This window comes from Sphingomonas sp. (assembly GCF_041661825.1).
Classification (GTDB): Bacteria; Pseudomonadota; Alphaproteobacteria; order Sphingomonadales; family Sphingomonadaceae; genus Sphingomonas.
In genome coordinates, this window is the sequence record NZ_JBAZTU010000003.1 from 642,247 (window position 1) to 662,755 (window position 20,509).

18 protein-coding genes are annotated in these 20,509 nt (G+C 63.5%); 15 read left to right on the forward strand and 3 right to left on the reverse strand.

All coding sequences use genetic code 11. The features are described 5' to 3' along the window. Positions 1–130 precede the first annotated feature (130 nt). From WC729_RS15935 to WC729_RS15970, 8 genes are read left to right on the forward strand one after another with little or no spacing between them, the layout of a single operon-like run. Entirely contained in the window at positions 131–1,993 is a 1,863-nt protein-coding gene (locus WC729_RS15935; RefSeq protein WP_372855470.1) for a hypothetical protein, read from the forward strand. Then, entirely contained in the window at positions 1,990–3,096 is a 1,107-nt protein-coding gene (gene traN / locus WC729_RS15940) for a conjugal transfer protein TraN (protein ID WP_372854484.1), read from the forward strand. Before WC729_RS15935 ends, traN begins: the two co-directional genes overlap by 4 nt. Next, positions 3,068–3,925 (forward strand): type-F conjugative transfer system pilin assembly protein TrbC, encoded by an 858-nt coding sequence (locus WC729_RS15945; RefSeq protein WP_372854486.1) that lies wholly within the window; start codon positions 3,068–3,070, stop codon positions 3,923–3,925. The genes traN and WC729_RS15945 overlap by 29 nt, the downstream gene beginning before the upstream one ends. Then, positions 3,897–4,502, forward strand: a complete 606-nt coding sequence (locus WC729_RS15950; protein ID WP_372854488.1) for a S26 family signal peptidase — start codon at positions 3,897–3,899, stop codon at positions 4,500–4,502. Before WC729_RS15945 ends, WC729_RS15950 begins: the two co-directional genes overlap by 29 nt. Positions 4,503–4,513: 11 nt before the next feature. Beyond that, positions 4,514–5,395, forward strand: a complete 882-nt coding sequence (locus tag WC729_RS15955) for a conjugal transfer protein TraF (protein ID WP_188065568.1) — start codon at positions 4,514–4,516, stop codon at positions 5,393–5,395. After that, on the forward strand, positions 5,392–5,973 hold the full coding sequence (locus tag WC729_RS15960; protein ID WP_372854490.1) for a hypothetical protein: 582 nt from the start codon (positions 5,392–5,394) through the stop codon (positions 5,971–5,973). Before WC729_RS15955 ends, WC729_RS15960 begins: the two co-directional genes overlap by 4 nt. Positions 5,974–6,026: 53 nt before the next feature. Then, complete coding sequence (locus WC729_RS15965) at positions 6,027–7,454, forward strand: conjugal transfer protein TraH (protein ID WP_372854492.1); 1,428 nt, start codon at positions 6,027–6,029, stop codon at positions 7,452–7,454. A gap of 14 nt (positions 7,455–7,468) precedes the next feature. Continuing rightward, on the forward strand, positions 7,469–11,212 hold the full coding sequence (locus tag WC729_RS15970) for a conjugal transfer protein TraG N-terminal domain-containing protein (protein WP_372854494.1): 3,744 nt from the start codon (positions 7,469–7,471) through the stop codon (positions 11,210–11,212). On the opposite strand, the gene WC729_RS15975 is transcribed toward WC729_RS15970, so the two are convergent. Then, positions 11,209–11,742, reverse strand: a complete 534-nt coding sequence (locus tag WC729_RS15975; protein ID WP_372854496.1) for a hypothetical protein — start codon at positions 11,740–11,742, stop codon at positions 11,209–11,211. The genes WC729_RS15970 and WC729_RS15975 overlap by 4 nt on opposite strands. 192 nt (positions 11,743–11,934) lie before the next feature. Here WC729_RS15975 and WC729_RS15980 point away from each other — a divergent pair, with 192 nt between their 5' ends. From WC729_RS15980 to WC729_RS15990, 3 genes are read left to right on the forward strand one after another with little or no spacing between them, the layout of a single operon-like run. Then, positions 11,935–12,222 carry a DUF1778 domain-containing protein gene (locus tag WC729_RS15980; RefSeq protein WP_006960007.1) on the forward strand — a complete coding sequence of 96 codons (288 nt, stop codon included), beginning with the start codon at positions 11,935–11,937 and terminating at the stop codon, positions 12,220–12,222. 8 nt (positions 12,223–12,230) lie between these two features. After that, on the forward strand, positions 12,231–12,734 hold the full coding sequence (locus WC729_RS15985) for a GNAT family N-acetyltransferase (RefSeq protein WP_372854498.1): 504 nt from the start codon (positions 12,231–12,233) through the stop codon (positions 12,732–12,734). 26 nt (positions 12,735–12,760) lie between these two features. Next, a complete protein-coding gene (locus tag WC729_RS15990; RefSeq protein ID WP_372854500.1) occupies positions 12,761–13,675 on the forward strand; it encodes a nucleotidyltransferase domain-containing protein in 915 nt (304 codons plus the stop codon). A gap of 95 nt (positions 13,676–13,770) precedes the next feature. On the opposite strand, the gene WC729_RS15995 is transcribed toward WC729_RS15990, so the two are convergent. Next, positions 13,771–13,998, reverse strand: coding sequence for a hypothetical protein (locus WC729_RS15995; protein WP_372854502.1), 228 nt, complete (start codon positions 13,996–13,998; stop codon positions 13,771–13,773). A gap of 255 nt (positions 13,999–14,253) precedes the next feature. On the opposite strand from WC729_RS15995, the gene WC729_RS16000 reads away from it, so the two are divergent. Next, positions 14,254–15,426 (forward strand): cysteine desulfurase family protein, encoded by a 1,173-nt coding sequence (locus WC729_RS16000; RefSeq protein WP_372854504.1) that lies wholly within the window; start codon positions 14,254–14,256, stop codon positions 15,424–15,426. Between the two features lie 9 nt (positions 15,427–15,435). After that, positions 15,436–16,359, forward strand: a complete 924-nt coding sequence (locus WC729_RS16005) for a DUF4007 family protein (RefSeq protein WP_372854506.1) — start codon at positions 15,436–15,438, stop codon at positions 16,357–16,359. Positions 16,360–16,364: 5 nt separating this feature from the next. Here the strand turns inward: WC729_RS16005 and WC729_RS16010 are convergent, their stop codons facing one another. Continuing rightward, on the reverse strand, positions 16,365–16,949 hold the full coding sequence (locus WC729_RS16010) for a hypothetical protein (RefSeq protein ID WP_372854508.1): 585 nt from the start codon (positions 16,947–16,949) through the stop codon (positions 16,365–16,367). Between WC729_RS16010 and WC729_RS16015 the strand changes: the two genes are divergently transcribed. Beyond that, entirely contained in the window at positions 16,926–19,670 is a 2,745-nt protein-coding gene (locus WC729_RS16015; RefSeq protein WP_372854510.1) for a hypothetical protein, read from the forward strand. The genes WC729_RS16010 and WC729_RS16015 overlap by 24 nt on opposite strands. Then, positions 19,667–20,506 (forward strand): phosphoadenosine phosphosulfate reductase family protein, encoded by an 840-nt coding sequence (locus WC729_RS16020; RefSeq protein ID WP_372854512.1) that lies wholly within the window; start codon positions 19,667–19,669, stop codon positions 20,504–20,506. The genes WC729_RS16015 and WC729_RS16020 overlap by 4 nt, the downstream gene beginning before the upstream one ends. Positions 20,507–20,509 lie beyond the last annotated feature (3 nt).

Consider the following 20,509-nt stretch of genomic DNA (forward strand, 5'->3'; position numbering starts at 1 on the left):
CGTCGCTCCACCCACGGCCAGCGCGGTCGTCACGCTCCCCTGGCGGTCCGGGCTGCTCCCCCTGGTCTGGACCGTTACCGCGACCGCGCTGGTCACCCTCTTTTCAGCGCCGCCCGCGCTCGCCCAGACGATGGAGGAGCGCGCGCGGACAGCGGCCGATGCCGCGCGCGCCAAGTCCGGCGACAGCGAGGCTCTACAGCGCAACTATGTCACGCCGGGGCTTTCGGGGCAGCCGATCAAGACGGTCGACAGCAGCAAGACCTTCACACCCAATCTGGCCTGTCAGAAGACGGCGACGCTGATGGAGGTGCTGGTCCAACCGGCCTCCTCCGGCGACCTGGCCTCAGTTCAGATCGCGCGGGACACCGACTTCGATGGCACGGTTGATAGCCGCATCAACCTGCCGGTGCCGGTCTCGGGCATTTGCGCGAACGGCGTGATCTCCTGCCAGCCCGGCACCTGGAACCAGTGCAACTATTTTCGCTGGGACATGGATACGGCGCGCAACCTGAAGCTCACCCAGGTCGACATGCCGCAGCTCGCCGGTTGCTACTGCATCAACAATAGCTGCGGGACCAATCTCGCTTGGGGCAACATGGCCTCGGTGCTCGGGGATCTGGGCGGCGGGATGATCGGCGCGCTCACCACGGCCGATCCGCGCATCGGTGTCGCGCAGGCGGTGATCGACGGCCCGTCGATCCGCTATGTCGGCGCCCAGTCGACCGCCTGCACGAGCGACCCCTCGCTTGCCCAGACCGCTTATCGCGCCAACCCCGGCGCGCTCGCGGGCGATGCATTCGCAGCGGCGTCCAGCAACCAGGTGTTCCAGTCGCTATCCGGCTCTCCGGTCGGCCTCGGGACCGCGCAGCAACTCCGGCACTGCACGGTCGAACGGCAAGTGACGGTCGTCAAATCCGGCATCGACGATATCATCACCCGGACGAGCGGCGGCTATTCGACGATCAAGAGCGGCAAGGCGGTCGACTTCTATCTGGGCTCGCCGAGTGACAACAGCCTTTCCGGCGGAAGCTGCCGCCTGTTCGACTTCAAGATGACGCTGCATGTCGGCGATTCCGACCGCATCGTCGATGCACGGCTCGCGGAGTATTTCGCGGACGATTGGGGGCAGGTCCGGATCGACGGGACGCTCGTCGCCTCCGGCCCGACGCCATGGACGTCGACCGGCTTCCCGCCCGGTGGATGTGAGAAGAAGAAGACCTTCTACGTCTATCCCAATCTGGATCTGAAGCCCTGGCTCACCCCTGGCGATCATGAGATCTGGCTGCGTGTGGCCGTCGGCGAGGGCGGCGAGGGCATGGCGCAGGTCCATGTCGACGTCGATGACAGCTGCCGAACGGTCGAGCAGCTGGTCGACCAGTGCGGTGCGATCGCGGCCGATCCTAAATGCCGCGTCGACACCGAGATGGTCGATGGTGTCCAGACTTTCCGCAACGGCATCAGCACGGGCTTGCGTCCGCTGCGCCAGACACGCCTCCTCGGTACCGAGGCCTGTCCGGTATCCCTCACGCGGGACTTTTTCCAAAAGGACCGGACCTATCGATGCGCGATCGACAGCGCATCGCTGCCGAAACCGGACACGAGCCGCGGCGCCTATATCATCGACCATTCGACCGAGACGATGCTGGCTGACCGCGCGCGGCAGGGGGATGGCAGCTTCGCGGAATCGACGCGGCCATTCAGCCTGCCCGATCGTGGCAGCGTGCCGGCGTGCGAGCCCATCTGCAAGACCCGCGCCCCTCGCGTGAACACCGCCGCGGCGCCGGCCGGCGTCGTCGGCAGCCAGCAGAACAATCCGACCGCCTACGACAGCTTCTATCATGCTTGCGGGAGCGACAATGTCTGTCCGACCGGCCCTGGCGAGGAGATCGTCTCGGCTTGCGGCTGTCTCGACGATTTTCCCGAGGCGGTCGTGATGATGCAGACCGTGCGCCTCGGCGGCGCGGACCTTGTCTGCACGGGGACGGTGCGATGATCGCGCGGTGGCTCCTTTTGCCACGCGGTGCGGCACATGCTGTGCTGTTCGGCTGCGCCTTGGTCGCGGCGTGCCAGGCACAGCCGGCTTCCGCACAGCAGATGTGCGCCGCCGATCTCAACGGCAATGGCGACGCAGCCGACGCCGGCGAGATGGCCTATTGCACCATCACCTCGAGCGGCCAGTATCAATGCCCGCTCGAGGAGACCGCCTGCGTGGCGGCCCCTTCCGGCGATTATAGCTGCCCGCTCGGGTCCCAGTTCGCCTGCCTGCCCAAGAATGGCGGCGCGACCTGCTCGCCCCATGCCTGCGCCGATGTCGCGAGTAACCCGGTCGTCGAGGAGCCTCCGATCGAAGATCCTGGCACGGCGCCTGACGGCCCGGTCGATGCCGACGGCAACTGCCTGGGTACGATCGAGATATTCAGCGGCCGCGCGATGCGCTGTCGGCCCCCCGGGCTCAGCACGACCCTCTCGAACTGCTGCAAGGATAAGGGCAAGATCGTCAAGGACGGCATGGGATCGTCGATCGGTTCGATCGGCACCAAGATCGCGGTCGCCAAGGGCGTCTTCACCGGCATGAGCGCGGCCTTTACAGCGTTCCGTGCTGGGGCCACCGCGGGTCAGGCAGCGAATGCCGGCGCCAATGCCCTGATCATCGGCCTTGATCCAACCTCGATCGCGATCAGCCTCGCGATCAATTTCATGATCGAGGTGCTGCTCCAGGGCTGCGACCAACAGGACATGGAAGTCGGCATGCTGCGCGGCTCGGGCATGTGCCATGAGGTCGGCAGCTACTGCACCTCGAGTTTCCTCGGCATCTGCCTGCAGAAGGCGCGCGGCCATTGCTGCTTCAACACCAAGCTCGGCCGCATCATTCAGGAGCAGGGCCGCCCGCAATTGAAGGCGTTCAACGGCAATCTGTGGGGCACGCCCAAAAAGCCGATATGCCGGGGCTTCACGCCCGAAGAGTTCCAGGCGCTGGATTTCAGCAAGATGGACCTCTCCGAATATTATGCGGACATCGAGGCCCGCGCCCAGTCCGATATCCAGATCGATATGAAGGAGCGCGTCGATGCGTATCTCAAGGCGGTCGGCGAGTAGCGCCCTCGCCCTGGCCGGGCTGGCCATCGCGACCGCGGCGCTCGCCCAGGATTCAGCGCGAGAGCGCATCCAGGACCAGGGCGACGCGGCGATGGAACGGGTAAAAGGCGCTGTCACGCGCGCCAAGGAGGGGCGCGCTGATGTGCCGGACCCCAAGCTGCCGCCTGGCCCCAGCGAGGCAGAGCGTCGGCGTGCCTTCGAGGGGCTCCGCAGTCGGCTTCCCACGCCCGCGATCGACGCACGCGCCCGCGCCGCTCTCGCTGCCGGCGAAGCGCGGATGGCTGCCGAACGCGAGGCGCAGGCGAAGCGACTGCGGCAAGCGCTCGGACTCGAGCCCGGCGAAATGGAGGCGGTGGCCAAGGCGGCGCCCTCCCCCACGATCAAAGCGTGGGTGCCGGTGCTGTTCGTCTCATCGTCGATACCCGTGCCGATCCTGCGAACCTACGCCGCGCAACTCGAACGCGTGCATGGCGTCCTCGCCTTTCGCGGCATGCCGGGTGGTCTGCACAAGGTTGGGCCGATGGCGAAGCTGTCGGCCGAGATTCTCCGGATCGATCCAGGGTGCGAGGGGCCGTCCTGCGCGATGCGCAACGTCCAGCTCATCGTCGACCCGATCGTGTTTCGGCAGCACGGGGTCGCCCGCGTACCCGCGCTGGCCATGGTCCCGGGAGATCCGACCCAGGCCTATTGCGAGCGCGAGGATGAGAGCCCGAGAGCATCTCATGTCGTCTATGGCGACAGCGCACTCCCGGGTCTGTTGGAAGAATATGCCCGATTGGGCGGCGACAAGGAGGTGCGCGATGCTCAGGCTCTTTTGGGCGCTCGTTAACGCCGTCCTTGGCCTGTGGCCGCGGCTCCGGCGCCTGCCGGGCAAGGCTGCGGTCGCGCTCGGAGCACAGGGCCTGGGCGAGCCGGCACGGCCTGCGCGTTTGTGGCGCGCGCTTGCGATCGTCCTGCCCGTGGCGCTGCTCGCGGCGATTGTCCTGCCCCAGATCAGCCTAGTGATGAGCCCCTCGATCGGCGCCTGGGCCGTCCGCAAGGCGCCGGGGCCGATCGCGAAGGGCGACTATGTGATGTTCACGCTCCACCATCCGATCGCCGGACCCAAGCCGGTCAGCGTCACCAAGCACGCGCTTTGCATGCCGGGCGAGCGGCTGACACTGATCGAAACACCGTCGGTCGGTGCGCCCAAATCCTGGGACGCTCATTTTTTCTGCAATGGCGTGCTGCTCGGCGTCAGCCTTCCCTTTGGGATTCACGGCCTCAAGCTCGAGCATTTCCAGTGGAGCGGCGTGATCCCGCGCGGCATGGTCTATATCGGATCGCACCACCCCCGTGGGTTCGACAGCCGCTATTTCGGCCTGGTCCCGATCAGCCGGCTAACCCGGATGGAGCGGCTGCTGTGAGCCGCCGCGTCATGCTCGGCGCCGCGGCGATTGCCACCAGCCTGTTGCTGCCGGCAACGGCGTTCGCGCAAAGCTCCGGCGATCCGGCGAAACTGAAGCAAGGCTATTGGTGGTACGAGGCGCCCAAGGCTCCGCCGCCTGCGGCCGAGGATCCAGAAGCACTGGCCAAGCCCGTCATCCCGCCGATGGCCGAGCTTGCGACCTGGACGCCGCCCAAGATCCGCAAGCTGATCGAGCAGCAGCGCGACTATGCCGCCACGGTGCTGACTGTCGATGCGGTCTCCGACTTCTGGCGGCTGCAGGACTTCGCGCGGCGCAAGGCGCGGGCGTTTGCGGGTGTGACCCAGATCGCAATGCTCCAGCACCCCGAGCTCAATTCGAAATCCGCGAACCCAATGGTTGGTGACGCGCGATCGGAACTCACGGCGCAGAAGGATGCGATCCGCCGCGGCTATTTGCGCGCACATGCCAACGAATTCGCGCTCGTCATGTTCTCGCGTTCGACCTGCGGCTATTGCCGTGTCCAATGGCCGATCGTCCAGCGCTTCCAGGAAGAGATGGGCTGGCAGGTCACGCTGATGGACGTCGGCAAACGACCTGAGGTCGGGCAGCGGTTCGGCGTTGAAATCACGCCGACCACGATGGTCATCCGGCGCGGCAGCGCGCAGCGCATGGTGATCGCGAGCGGCGTCGAGGCTTATCCCAATCTCGCGCAGATGGCCTATCAGGCGGTGCGGCTGCTGCGCGGCGACATACGCCCCGAGCAGTTCATGACCGGTCCCGGCGAGGATGACGGCTTCTTCGATGCGCTCGGCAACGGCCCGGTTTCGGCGACCGATCCGCGAGCCTTGGGCGGCGATCTCGTCGATGCCAGCCTGGAGCCGAAGCGGTGATCCGGCTTGTCGTCCTGATCGGCATCCCCGGCCTGGTGATCGCTACCGGATCCGCAGCCACCGCGCAGTCCGTCACGCGCGAGCAGGCGATGCGCGCCGCGATCCATCCGGTCGCAGAAAACAATAGCATGCGGGCCTGGTTGTCGCGGGTCCCGATGACGCGCGACTTCCCAGATGACTTCAACGCCACGCTGCGCGGTCAGGGTCCGGCGTTCGTCATCGAGATGACCACCACACCGGGATGCGTTCCCTGCGGCGATCTCTGGACCAAGCTCACGGCGCTTGGAGCACGTTATGGCTGGCAGGTTCGGACGATCAGCGCGCAAGAGGCGATGATCCGATCGGGGCGGCTCGGTCTGCCCTGGGTCGGGCATCCGGTTTCCTGGGCGCGCCCGATCGCCGACGCGGGGCGCGTGGTGCCGATCGCGATCGGCACCGATCACAGCGCCAACCTTGCGCGCAACCTCTATCTCGCGGCGAAGATGTTGACCGGCGTGCGGCCCGCAGTGGGGGTGCGCGCCATGTCCAAATTCACCGGCATCGTCGGCATGCCGGCACAATCACAAGGGAGGCGCTGAGCAATGGCGGGCGCAGCACCTCTCCTTCCCTTTGATTTCAACAGGAGCCCGCCATGTTCCCAGCCCCCACCCGCGTCCGCCTTTTCCTCTCGGGCCTGATCCTTGCGACGGCTGCGAATGCCGCGCCAGCGAGCGCGCAGAGCTGGGCCGAGAGCTGGTTCGACAATGTCACCTATACCAGTCCGGGCAGTTTCGAGGACCAGACGCGCGGTTATGTGACCGCAGGCGGCATGTCGGGCCGGGTCGATGTCCATAACGACTATCTGATGTCGTTGACGCTTCCCAAGGTGAAAGCCGGCTGCGGCGGCATCGACATGTTCCTGGGCGGCATGTCGTTCCTGGACCCGGACTATCTCGTGCAGAAGCTCGAGAGCATTCTGCAGGCCGCGCCTGCGGTCGCGTTCCAGTATCTGCTCGAGACGCTCGACGAGAAGATGGGGAACATCATCTCGAAGATGGAAGCGGCGACCAACTTCCTGAACTCGATCCAGGTCAATGACTGCCGCCTCGCCAACCGCATGGTTCAGATCGCCAAGGGCGACGACAATATGTCGGGTATTATCGAGGAGATGACCGGTTACAAATCGGTCAAGCAAGGCTTCGCCAAGAGCTACCAGAACTCTCGCGAGAAAATACAGGCCAACAACAACAATCCGACCGAGGATCTGCGCGACGCGCTGACCAATTGCCCGGCCGAGGTCACCGAGATCTTCCGTACCGGCTCGCTTTTGAGCCATGCGGCGACGCGGGTCGGAGCGGGCGACTGGGCAAGCGTGATGCGCGCCAGGGTCGGTGACGTTTATATGCGCTGGGATCCGACGGATAAGGTGCCGCTGTTCACCGCGATCCCGCAATGCCCAGCGCAGGATACGGAGAGCCCCCAGGATTTCCTGACAGGTCGAGTCCAGAAGCGAGCGCTGAACATTCCCCCGACCGGCGCCGATTGCGCGCAGGATGGGACCGGGCGCGGGGCATTGATCCTGGCGCGTGAGCGAATGGAGTCGATCGCTACCAAGATTCGCACGCGCGCTGCGCTGTCAGCCGAGGAGCGGCAGTTTGTCGCCAATGTGCGGACCCTGCCAGTCTATCGCATGTTGGAATGGGGCGTGCGTCAGGGCGTGGTGAACTCGGTCATTGGCGACACCGACGAACTGGTCGCACTCACCCTCGCCTATCAGATGCTCAACGACCTTACGCGCACGATTGACTTCGCGGTGAGCAATGCCGAGCGCGGCGCGAGCGCTGCGGGCGCTGCGGACGGCAATAGCGCCACGATCTGCCAGACCCGGATCCTGTCCAAAGGCATCGAGCAACTGCGCGACCTGCGGGACGAGGTGCTGCGCCAGCGCGCGCAGATGCGCCAAAGCTATATGGCAGCGCTCAACCAGGCGAACCTGTCGGCCAACTATGCCGGCCTCGTCCGACAGCGCGACCGCGACGCGCGCGATGCCGCCGGCGCCGCCGCCACTCGCAACCAATAGCCGAAGAGATCGCCATGCGCCGCCTCGCCAAGCCCCTCGCCTTCCTGCCCGCGCTTTTTGCCGCGACCCCGGCGTTTGCAGTCGATACCAGCTTTCACACCTATGACGGGTTCGCCGAGACGGTCGATGCGTTCCGCCTGGTGTCGATGATCTTCGCCGATCCGCGTTATGAGACGCTGGTGCTGATCGTCGCGACCGTCGGTATCGGCCTGGGTGCGCTGCTCGCCAGCGTTCGTGGCTCGGGCATGGGACTGGTGGCGTTCGGGTTCCAGATCCTGGTCGGCATCGGCATCTTCGTCGGGCTGATCGCCACCACCGGCACGGTCCATGTCTACGACAGGGTCCGCAATGCCTATCAGCCGGTCGGTGGCGTGCCCACTTTGCTGGTGCTGGTGGCGGGTGCGACCAACATGATCGAGCGAGCACTGGTCGAGACGATCGACGACAACACCCTCGATCCCAATGCTAAGATCGAGTTCGGTGCCGGCGGCCACAGCTTCGACCTGTTCCTGAACGCGGTCTCGCCGCGCGGGCCCATGACCGACACGTTCCTGGACGCGACGATCAAGGATTACGTCCGTCAATGCTATCCGGTAGCGCGTGTTTCGGCTGCCTATGGCGTCGACGACGACAAGCTGTTCCGCACGACCACCGACCTGCCTGCGGCGTTCGCGGCGATGGCGGGGCCAGCGACCTTTTCGACGGTCTATACCGAGTCCGACAAGGGCGGGACAACGGTGAGCTGCACCGATGCCTGGGCGCATATCTCGGACCGGCTGTCCGACCCGACCCTGTTCGAGAGCTATAGCCAGCAGGTCTGTGCTCGGACCGGATTCGATACGGCCAATGCCCAGCAGCTCGCTCGGTGTCGCCAGCAGCTCGGTGAAATGGGACAGATGATGCTCGGCCGTCCCCTGACCACCCAGGCGCTGATGTCCCATATCCTGCTCGGCAACACGGTGGGCGAAGTGCTGTTCGAGGATTCCCCGGCGACAGCCGCGCGCGTGATGGCCAACCGGGCGGTCGTTTCGAACGGCTTGGCGACCATGTCTGTGGCCAATGAATGGATGCCGACAATCCGCGCGACGGTGTTCGGGATCATGCTGTTCATGATACCCGTCGCGCTGCTGTTCATCCTGACGCCGATCAATCTACGTGTCGCGAGCTTCGCGCTTGGCCTGTTCGTATTCGTGGCGCTCTGGGGTGTCATCGATGCCGGTATCTATCAGCTGACGCTTGGCCGCGCTGCTGATGCGCTCGCCGAGATGCGATCGAATGCGCTCGGCGCCAATGCCTGGTTGCTGGCCCCGTCGGCGGCAATGAAGGCACTGGCAATCTTCGGGAGCTTCCGCACGGCTGCCGCTGGCTTAGCCGGCGCATTCGTGTTCACCGTCTTTCGGTTCAGCGGCAATGTCTTCACTTCCTTCACCAGCGGCACCCTTGGCGTCACTGGCCAGGCCAGCGCGGCCGCGGCATCGCTCGGCACGAGCGAAGGCTACGCCTCGGCACTGGAGAGTCAGGCCTCGGCCGCAGGCACGCGCGCGCGCGCCGGCGCGGCTTCCAGTTTCGGCGACTTTGGCGAGCGTTCGACCTTCGGCGCCAATCGCGTCTATGGTGAGGCTGGCCGTATTCTTGGCGAACGGCCGGGTGCGGCGGGTGGCACCGCGTTCGCGCTCGGTGGCATCGAGGGCGCGCGGCAGATGGGCAGCCTGTCGCCGGCCCTCAACGGCCGTGACCTGGGCGACCCGCAAGTAGCCCGCGCGGTCCAGGCCAATGCCGCCACCAGCGCAATTCACCAGTTCGCCGAGAAGGACGCGCTTCGGTCACTCGGCAACACTTATTTCGGCCAGGGCGAGACCGGCGAGAAGGCATTCGCGGCATTTTCGCAGAACCTCGTCCAGTGGCGGGCATTTGGCGACCAGCGGGCATACGGCATGATGATGCAAGGGGCGACGCGCCATTTCGAGCGCGGCGGCTATTCGGCGAAGGACGCCGAGCTGAAGGCGTCGGGCGTGATCGGTGAAGCCCAGTCCGACCCGACCTTCGCCAAGCTGATCGCCAATGCCTACGACCAGGAGCAGATGATTGCCAACGACCTGACATCGGCCCAGGTTCATGTCGGCGCGATGGAAGGCCGGCGGGATTTTGCCGGGGATAGTGTCGCCGGGATCGAGCGCGGCAACGTCGCGACCGAGCAGGCGCTGCGCACCGGCACCAACCAGGGCCAGCGCGACGCCGCGCAAATGCTCGGCCTTCCTCCACAAGAGACCGCGCGCCGCATCGGCTTCGTCAACGCGCTATCCGGTGAAGCCCGCAGTTCCGCAATCTCCCAACTCTCCCGCGCTACTGGGCGCAACGAGGCGCAGGTACTCCACGCGCTCGAGACATATAATGCCGCCAGCCAGGTAGGCACCGCCGACGGTGCAACGGCCGAGGCCGGCCGCGAAGGCACAAGTGTCTATGGGCGGACGCGCGAAGCGGCAGGATATGATTTCGCCGAGCGCTCCGGCAAACTCGACGCCCAGCGCGAGGTGGGCACCGGCGGCACACGGTCGGCTGCGCGGATCGGAGAGCAGCGTCGGCAGTCCGATAATTTCGGGTTTGCAGAAGGCGCCGCAGCAGCCGGCGTCTCAACGCGCGAGGCGGCGCGCCTCGACAGCTTCATCCAGGCCCTGAGCCGGACGGCCGGCAATCAGGTCGATATGGCTGAGGGCGGTGCTGCAGGCATCGCCGATCGCGCCGGGAACGAGCGGCTGACCAGGATCGTCGATAACGAGCGGCTGAGCCGGATGCAGGGGCTGCTGCGCAGCCACGGCATCACCATGTCGAAGCGCGAGTTGGCGATGGCGCAGAATGGCGATCTCGCAATGAACCTGACCGCGGATCAGGCTGGTCAGTTGCTCCGTGCCGGGCTTATCAACGACAGCCAGTTCGGTGCTCTCGCACAGGGAGGAAATGCTCGCTTCAGCTTTGCCGAGAATGACCTGCTCGTATCCAGCAGCGCAGGGTTCCAGCAATCCGCGCGCAATGACACCAGCACGCGGTTCGAAGCGGGCAAGCAGGCTGGCCCCGACACGATCGAGCACTTCATGGGCGGCGGCGAGGAAGGCCGTGCTGCGATGGCCAACTGGCTGCAGGGCGGGTTCGAGATGGACCGCAAAGGCGACTGGCGGCTGAAGCCGCAGGTTGCAGACACGCTTCAGCGCGATGTTCAGGCGGTCATGGCGCAGACAGGGTGGCAGCGGTCGCTGAGCCGCTCGGCGGACAAGCAAAATTCGATGGGGACCACGGTTGGTTTGAACATCGGCGGCGGGGCGTCAATTGGGTCAGGGGGACAGGGTTCGCCCGATGGAAAAAAAGGCAGTTCGGGCGGAGGCCGCACCGCACGAGGGCAGGCTGGCGGCACCTTGGGATTCAATAGTACCGAAACCAGTCAGACCAATTCGAGCGCGATGGCGACGATGGACATCGTCAATTATGATGTTCGCAATGCGATCGCAGCGGCGGAACGGGTCGCTTCCAGGTCAGGCAATCCGCAAAGAGCCTTTTCGGAGGAGTTGGGACGGCAGGTGTTTGGGGCCCAGGGCCTTCGAAACCGCTATCTCGAAAACGCGGACTCCGGCAGAGGCACATTCGACTATGCAGCACCTCTCGTTTCCGGAGAGCAATCCTCAATCCTGAGCAGTGGAAGACTACGCGGCGATCGCGATCATGGCAGCAACGATGGTGACCCATCGTTCAAGACGCGCAAGGATTAGTGCCCCCGGCGCCGTGCCCGGCTTTCCGCGCTCTCGTGGTGGATGGCTTGATACAATGGGCTAAGGGGATCCGCATACGCTGGAGGACTGTAGGGCGTTCGCCGATAGAACAGGCTCGAGCTGTTATGCTCGCCGTCCGAAATGTCGACCCAATGCTCGCTGTCGCGCCATTTTCGGGCATAGCCGAAGCCGAGCACGAGGAGAGCGGTTATGGGAAGAAAGACAATGTTGAGATAGATACCGACGCTGCTGCCATAGAAGTCCGCGAGGAAGTCGATTCCGAACGGCGATCCAGCAGGAAGCCAGTAGATTGGGATCGCAGCCCACCAGAGCTTTGCGTACCATGGACGCCACAGATAGTCCGCAGCGCGAGGCCGAACCCACTCCTCGGCCGGGACGACCGATTCATCCATATTGGTGGTAGAATCTGGCGACATTTGATCCGAGTTCCTGTGCGTGACGGATGTAGCAAAATCCGCACGCTTTTGGAATCTCCGATCTGGAATCGATGGGAAATGTTCGTGGCGCATAGCCAATCTCCTCCAGCCCCGACCGCCCCCTTCCCTCCAGCCCGGAAACTGGCCCAGGGTCACGCCTTGTCGACCGGTTTAAGACTTCCAATCAACAATGCGTTGCGCCGACCGTGTAGTATAGAAAAGCAAATTATGTCATGACATTGTCCGGCGTATCGGCTATCAGGTTAGATCGAAAGGAGGTGTGTCATGGCTTCTGCTACCGCCCGAACTGAGAAACTCGATCTACGCCTGTCACCCACTGCAAAGCGGACGCTTCAGCAGGCTGCGCTCGCTGCCCATCGCTCTGTCAGCGAATTCGTGCTGGAGAGCGCATTGGCGCGCGCCGAAGAGACGCTCCCCGATCGTCGGGAGTTCAATCTGGACGCGGACCAGTGGGCGGCATTCCTGGCGGCACTCGATGCGCCCCCTCGCCACACGCCAAGGCTGGCCGAACTGCTTACAAAGCCGAGCGTGTTCGAGCAGGACCCTGGTTAAGCGCACCGATGGCGGCCCAGTTTCGCATTGAAAAGCTTCGCCGTGACCATGCCATCGATGCTTTCGATTGCGGTCGTGAGGAGCTCAACCGGTTCCTGTCGCGCTACGCCTGGCAGGCGCAACAAGGCGGGGCATCCCAGTCCTACGTTGCCCTAACCGGAGACGAGGTTGTAGGTTTCCACACTCTGGTTGTGGGGCATGTCGATCATAGTGATGCGCCCGATCGCCTGACAAAGGGAATGGCGCGGCACCCCGTTCCGTTGATGATCCTTGCGCGGCTCGGCGTTTCGACTGGTTATCAAGGAAAAGGGCTCGGCTCCGGTCTTCTGAAAGATGCCCTCACGCGGACTTTGCAAGCAGCCGATATCGCTGGAATTCGTGCAATTGCAGCACATGCCAAGGACGACGCTGCACGCCAATTCTACCAGAATTTCGATTTCATCCCAGGGTTATCGGATCCAAATCACATGTTCCTATTGTTGAAAGATGCCCGGCGGTATCTCCAGGGATAATTGCGAAGAACAGAAACAGGACAGCCATGCGAACAGAACTCGATCATCTCCCTCCAGCGAAGCGGCGCGAACTTGATCGTGTCGTTCAGATTCTGTTCGAGGAATTCGAGGATGCACATGGCAAACCTGACGGCCAGCGCAAGCTTGGCCGCATCCTGAAGGTCATTCTCTACGGCTCCTATGCGCGCGGCAACTGGGTTGATGAGCCGCACACGGCAAAGGCATATCAATCGGACTTCGATCTGCTCGTCATCGTCAACCAGAAGGAGTTGACCGATCGCGTGGCTTACTGGGAGAAGGCCGATGAACGCCTGAACCGTGAGCGGACGATTACCCAGAATTTAAAGACGCCTGTAAACTTCATTGTCCATTCTCTTCAGGAAGTGAATGACGGGCTCGCGCACGGGCGCTCCTTCTTCATAGATGTCGCGCGCGATGGAATCGCGCTTTATCAAGCCGAGGACAGCGAACTTCATCAGCCGAAGCCGAAAACACCGGATGAGGCGTTCACGGCTGCTTCCGAGTATTTTGAGGAGTGGTTCTCTGCGGCCGTCAGCTCCAGAAAGATATTTCACTTCTGTATGTCGCAGGAGGAATACCGGGATGCCGCCTTCAATCTGCACCAGGCATGTGAACGGCTGTATCATTGCGTCCTTCTCGTCACGACCTTCTACACGCCACACGTCCACAATTTGGCGTTCCTGCGCACCCAGGCCGAGCGGCAATCCAATCATCTTTTCGAGGCATGGCCCCGCGACAATGCCCGAGCCAGAGCGCGTTTCGCGAAACTCAAAGACGCATATGTGAAGGCGCGCTTCTCAAGGCATTATCGGATCACAGTGGAAGAACTGACCTGGCTATCCGAAAGGGTGGAAGAGCTTGGCCGCCTCGTCCATGAGGACTGCACGGCACGCCTTGCTGAGCTGCGCGCAGCACTGTGATCAGATCAGCCGTGGCGGTAGTGACTGCTGTTCTGGCCGCGACAGCAAGCCCAGCCCTGGCGGATCCCTGCAAAGGTGCCCTCCCCCGCCCAGGCTCAACCTTCACCGGCAAGGTTCGCTATGTCGGTGATGGCGACAGCCTCTGCATCGGACCGGCTCGCCACCAGGAATCCTGGGTCGAGATCAGGCTGGCCGACTTCAACGCGCCCGAACTTCATGACGCGGGCGGCGAGCGCGCCAAGCGCCTCCTCGCGGTGATCACGATGGACCAACCACTCGTTTGCAAGGCGGACCATCGTAGCTATGACCGCATCGTCGCCCATTGCACTATCAAAGGTCGGCGCCTCGGAACGGTTCTTCGCGCGCGAGGCGGCGCAGAGGGCGGCCGTTGATTCGAACGCCTCACCCTTTGGGCTTGCTCCGGGTATCCGACTGCGGCCATTACCCGAAAAAGCCTTTCAGCGAACCAAAGTCCTCGCATCGCTGGCTGTAAATGCCCGCGTCATCTACAGGGGATGTCATGCGTTATCTGCAACCTCATAGCACTTCGTGCGCGTTGGCACACACAACGCAATTTCATGGCTGACGCCCCCGTCTATCTGGACGGGTTCTCCACGCTTCCACTGGCACCGGAAGCCCGTGAGGCTATGCTTTCAGCCTGGGATCAGCCTGGAAATGCCGGGTCCGCGAACGGCGCGGGAGAGCGTGCCGCGCGAATCATAGCCGATGCCCGGGCAGATGTCGCCGAGCTCATCGGTGCAGTCCCGTCTGAAATCATCTTCACCTCGGGTGCAACCGAAGCCAATAATCTCGCCATTGCCGGCGTCGTGGCGGCGACGGCCGGACAGTCACCGCAGCGTAACAGGGTCATCGTTTCGGCGGTCGAGCACAAAGCGATCCTCGAACCGGCTGCAGCGCTAGAGTCTCAGGGTTTTGAAGTTGTTGCCGCGCCAGTGGATGTGCATGGGCGCCTGGACCTTACCCGTTTTGCGGCGCTGCTCGACGATCGAGTGTTGCTCGTCTCAGTCATGATGGTCAACAATGAAACCGGGGTGGTACAGCCCGTTGCCGAAGCCGCTATTCTTGCCCATGCTGTCGGCGCGTATATTCACAGCGATGCGGCACAGGCCGCCGGCAAGATCACGATCGACGTCACCGTTCTCGACGTGGATTATCTCAGTCTGTCGGCGCACAAATGCTACGGGCCGATGGGCATCGGCGCTCTGTATGTCGCAGCGGGAATGCCGTCCCCTGCGCCCTTGATGCGGGGCGGCGGACAACAATCGGGAATCCGGCCAGGCACGGAACCGGTCGCGTTGATCGCGGGCTTTGGTGCTGTGGCGCGCGGCGCGATGGACCGGTTGGCCGCAGATGAGGCTTCGGGCGCGGCGCGGGCCGCCAGATTGCTCGAGGGGCTTGCGAAGCGGCAGGTGCGATTTACGCGGATCACCGGAGACCACGCCGTCCTCCCCGGCAGTGCTTCCATCGCGCTGGACGGCATCGATGGCGATAGTCTGTGCACGATGATCGCACGCGAAGTTTCGCTTTCCACTGGCTCGGCCTGTACTAACGGGCAGATCAGAATCTCGCATGTCCTTGAAGCAATGGGACTTTCCGATTCTATGGCGCGATCGGTTGTCCGAATTTTCTGCGACCGCACGCTCAGCGATGACGATATTGATCGTGCTGTGGACGTGATTGTTGCGGCGATCCGACGTTCCCGGCTTGCGACTGGAGAGGTTCGCCAGTAGCGTTCCCACATGAGACAGGGTGCGTTTGAAATTGATTCGAGAGGGCAGTTTGCGGGGCATGAGACTTTCCCGCTTCGGCTCCTGTGGCTGAAGAAGGCTTTTGACGCCGTTGGCGAGGGATCTCCGTCCGGAACATTTCAAGAACAAGACGCTATCGCACGCTTTGGCGTCGGCCGCAATATGGCGTCCTCCATGCGTTATTGGGCGCTGGCTTCGCGCTTCTTCGAGGAGACCGACAAGCATATCCGGCCAAGCGCGCTCGGCGCGCTGATCCTCGCTGATCAAGGCTTTGACCCTTATGTGGAGCAAGCCGCTACGGTCTGGCTGACGCATTGGCACATTGCCAGCACCGCGCAGATGACGACCACCGCCTATTATGCCTTCAATGCGCTGGCTGCGATCGAGTTCGATCCGGCGACACTGATCGAAGAATTGTTAGCGCTCGTCACCGCGCGTGGATGGCGGGCGACCCGGGGCACACTCAAGCGCGATGTCGAGGTGTTCCTGCGCAGCTATGTCCGTCGGAGCGACGCCTTGAACGAGGATGCTGCCGAGCCGTTGCTGGCAGAGCTCGGCCTGATCCGCGAAGCGCGACTAGGCGGCTGGTATGAATTCGTGCGTGGTCCGAAACCGACATTGCCGGACGGCGTATTCGCTTATGGACTGGCGCAGTTCTGGGAACGGCAAGGCGGCTCAACAGCGCTGACCGCGGAGCAGATCTGCTATGCGCCCGGCTCTCCCGGCCGGGTCTTCAAGCTCGATGAAGACAGCGTCATCACGCGGCTGATGCGGCTCGACAACATGACCGACGACGCCTGGCAGTGGACCGACACCGCTGGCTTGCGCCAGATTCAGCGACGTGCGGACGTCGATCCGCTGAAGTTGATCGAGCATGCCTATGAGCGCCGCGGCGCACTGGCGGTCGCGGCATGACCAGGCTAGCCAAAGTCGTCGAGATCGATCGGCGCTTCGCGCGGTCGGCGCGCATCGATGCCGATCTCAATGGGACCCCACCGCTGGTGGGGTATGTGATGCAGGCAAGTGTCGCCAAGGCGCTTACAACCCTCGCGGATAGCCAGATTGAGAGCCAGCAAGGCGCGTTCACCTGGACCGGACCCTATGGCGGCGGCAAATCGAGCGCCGCGCTGTTGATCGCGAACCTGGTCGCGGGCGCGCCTGAAAATCGCAAGATCGCCCGCAAGATCGCGGGAAAGGCGCTCAGCACCGTCTACCAAAAGGCATTCCCGGAAACCGACGGCTCGTGGAACGTCGTCGCGGTGACCGGGAGCCGGGTGCGGCTGCGCGATGCGATCGCGGACGCAGCAGCGATCAGTTTCAGATGGGACGACGCCTGCCGCCTGAAGGCAGGCAGCAGTGACGACGCGCTGATCGGACAGATTAGGCGATCGAGCGACGCGCTCGGGAGCGGCACGCTCGTCATCCTCGACGAGCTCGGCAAGCTGCTCGAGCATGAAGCGCTCGAAGGCGGCGACGTTCACTTGCTCCAGGACATTGCCGAACATGCCTCGCGCAGCGGCGGTCGATTGGTCGTGGTGGGGATCCTGCACCAGTCCTTTGAACAATATGCGGCGCGCGCGGCGCGTGATGCGCGACAGGAGTGGGCCAAGGTTCAGGGCCGCTTTCACGATATCGCCTTTCTAACCGGGGCCGACGAGACGGTCGCCTTGCTCGGCCGCGCGATTTCCTGCGCGAGGCATCCGGAAAATGCCGAAACCAATGCGCTGGCGGTGGCGAATGCAGTCGCGCTGCGGCGGCCCACCGAAGTCGAGATTTTGAGCCACGCCCTCGCCGATACCTGGCCACTGAACCCCGTCACCGCGTTGCTTCTGGGCCCGGTCTCCCGCGCCCGGTTCGCCCAGAATGAACGCAGCGTTTTCGGCTTTCTCAGCTCGGCGGAGCCAGCGGGGTTTCAGGAGTTTCTGCAGGCGACCGAGGTCGGCGACGCCACCTATGATCCCGCGCGGCTCTGGGACTATCTGGCTTCGAACTTCGGCATGGCGCTCGCCGGAGGCAATGACGGCAACCGGTTTAGTCTCGCTTTCGAGGCGATCGAGCGCGCGGCGGTCAAAGGGGGCGATGTCCATGTCGCGCTGACCAAAGCTGCCGCCGTTATCGAGTTTTTCCGCAACGGCTCGGGCCTGGCCCTCGCGGACGATATTTTGGTGCAGGCGGTGCCAGGGATCGATCCCGATCATCGCCGCGACGCGATTGCCGACCTGCTTGATTGGGCCGTGCTGATCCGGCAGCCCCGCCTCAAAGGGTATGCGCTATTCGCCGGCAGCGACTTCGATCTGGAGGATGCGATCGGCCGTTCCGTCGCGCCGATCGATACCGCACAACTCGAGGGCATTCCCCAGCGTGTCGGCTTCGGTTTCGCAACGGCGAAACGGCATTATTTCGTAACCGGGGCACTGCGGACCTTTGAAATTGGGCTGCATCTGGCCGGCGCCAACGACACGGCCGACAGCATCGCTGCGAGCATCCTCGCCAAACCGGCACGCGGCAGCGGGACATTGGCGCTGATCCTGGGCGACGGATCCGTTGGCCAAGCCGAGATCGAGCCACTCTGTAAGGCCATCGCCAAACTGCTCAAGAAGAGCGGCCGAGTTGTCGCTGTCGGCGGCGCCGTCGATAGCTTTGCTCTGCGGTCAAGCGCGGCGGAGTTGATTGCGGTCGAACGCGTTTTCCGCGACCATCCGCAACTCGAGGGCGATCGGATCGCGCGCCGTGAAATAGCCGCACGCCAGTCCCAATGCATCGACGTTCTCCATCGAACGCTCGAGGCGGCGCTGGAGACGGCGAAATGGTCGCTCGCGCCGCGGCCCGGCAAGGTTCTGCGCGAGCCGCTGGCGCTGATCGCGAGCGCGCTTGCGGATGCCGGCTATCCGAGCGCGCCGATCCTGAAGAGCGAGTTGCTCCAGCGCGACCGCCCATCTTCCAACTCGATGGCCGCACTCCGCGATCTGGCGCATGCGATGGTCGGCCGGTTGGGCAGTCCCCATCTCGGGATGACCGGCTACCCGGCCGAACTGGGCCTTTATCTGACGGTCGTAAGGCCATTCGGCCTGCATCGGGAGATCGAGCCGGGACGCTTCGATTTCGCCGAACCGGATGACAGTATTCAGGGCATGTCGTTGCAACCTGCCTGGGCCGTGATCGATAGTGTGGGCGATCACAATCTTGAGGAAGTCTACGCACAGTGGGGGAAACCACCCTACGGCATCAAGGCAGGCGTCATGCCTGTGCTGGCGCTCGCCTACATGCTGGCCAAACGCGATACCGTAGCGGTCTATATCGATGGCGTGTTTCAGACGGCGATCGATGATGTCGCCGTCGACAAGCTGCTGCAGCGACCTGCCGATTTCCGGCTGCGCAGGATCGACCGATCTGTCCGGGAGACGGCGTTTCTAAGTGGTCTGGCCGTGCATTTCGGCGTAGATCATCAAGGTGCGTCGCTACCGGTTGCCCAAGCACTTTTCCGGCGGTTCGAAGCGCTGCCGACCTTCGCCTCCCGGACCAACCGGCTGAGCGAGGATACCCGGCTCGTCCGCCGTGTCGTGCTGAAGTCGAGTGATCCGGAGGCGATGCTCTTCGACGATCTACCGGCCGCATTTGGCGAACGGCTGACGCCCGATCTCATCGTGGGCGCGCTCGCCGAATGCGAGGCAAGCTATCCGGCGTTGTTGGACGAACTCCGCACGGCGCTGGCGCGTTCTCTCGGAGTCGATGCTGCCAGCTTTACCGGGGTCGGCGAACGTGCGGCGATTACCCATGGCCTGACCAACGACTATAATTTCGAAGCGTTCGCGGATCGGGCCGCGGCGCTGGAGGCAGGCAGCGGCGATATCGAGGGTCTGGTCAGCATATTGCTGCATCGCCCTGCCCATGGCTGGTCCGACCGCGACCGCGAGCAGGCGCTGACCGAGGTTGCGCGCTATGGGCGCCGCTTCCGTGAGCTGGAAGCGCTGGCGATCGTTCGCGATCGCCGATCGCACACTGAAGCTCTGGCGCTGGTCGTTGGGCTCGATCCGCTGACACCGCCGCTCATGCGCAGTTTCGTGTTGACCGAAAAGGAGAAGAAGGATGCGGCCGGCCTAGCCGAGCGCGTGCTCAAGACCCTTGGTGCGGATCGCAATGATCGCCGGATGCAACTTGCAGCGCTTGCGCGGGCCGTGGCGAGCCTGGCTGCCGAGGACGATCAGGATGAGGCGGAAGCGGCATGAGCGGCGAGCGACACATATTGGGGATATCTGGTGGCCGCGACAGTGCGGCGCTTGCCGTCTATATGCGGCAATATCACCCCAAGCTGCCGATCGAGTATTTCTTCACCGACACGGGCAAGGAATTGCCCGAGGTCTACGAGTTTCTGGACAAGCTCGAAGGCTTTCTCGGCAAGCCGATCAAACGGCTCAATCCCGATCGTGATTTCGATTTCTGGCTGTCGGAATATGGCAATTTCCTGCCGTCGCCGCGGACCCGCTGGTGTACCCGGCAGCTCAAATTGCGGCCTCTCGAGCATTGGCTACGCGCCGACCTCGACGCTGGCACCACCGTGCATTCCTATGTTGCGATCCGGTCAGACGAGCCAAGCCGTGAAGGCTATCAGTCGACTCATGCCAATATGAGGGTGCATCTGCCGTTGCGCGAGGCGGGCATTGATCGGGCAGGCGTCATCGAGATCCTCGACCAGGCCGATGTCGGTGAACCAGCCTATTATGGCTGGCGGTCTCGCTCGGGCTGCACCTTCTGCTTTTTCCAGCAGAAAATTGAATGGGTGCGGTTAGCCGAGCATCATCCGACGCGCTTCGCCGAAGCGGTCGATTATGAGAAAACGGCGCTCAAAGACGGATCGCCCTTCACCTGGAGCCAAGGCGAGAGCCTAACCGACCTGATCGAACCCACGCGCGTCGAGCAGATTAAGCTCGACTATGAAAAGCGTCGCGAACGGCTTCGGCGCAATCGCAAGGTCAATCCGCTCTCAGCGCGGACCTCGGAGACGATCGACGACGTCTATGGCATCGACGAGGATGCCGGTGGCTGCGTCATCTGCCACAAATAGGCA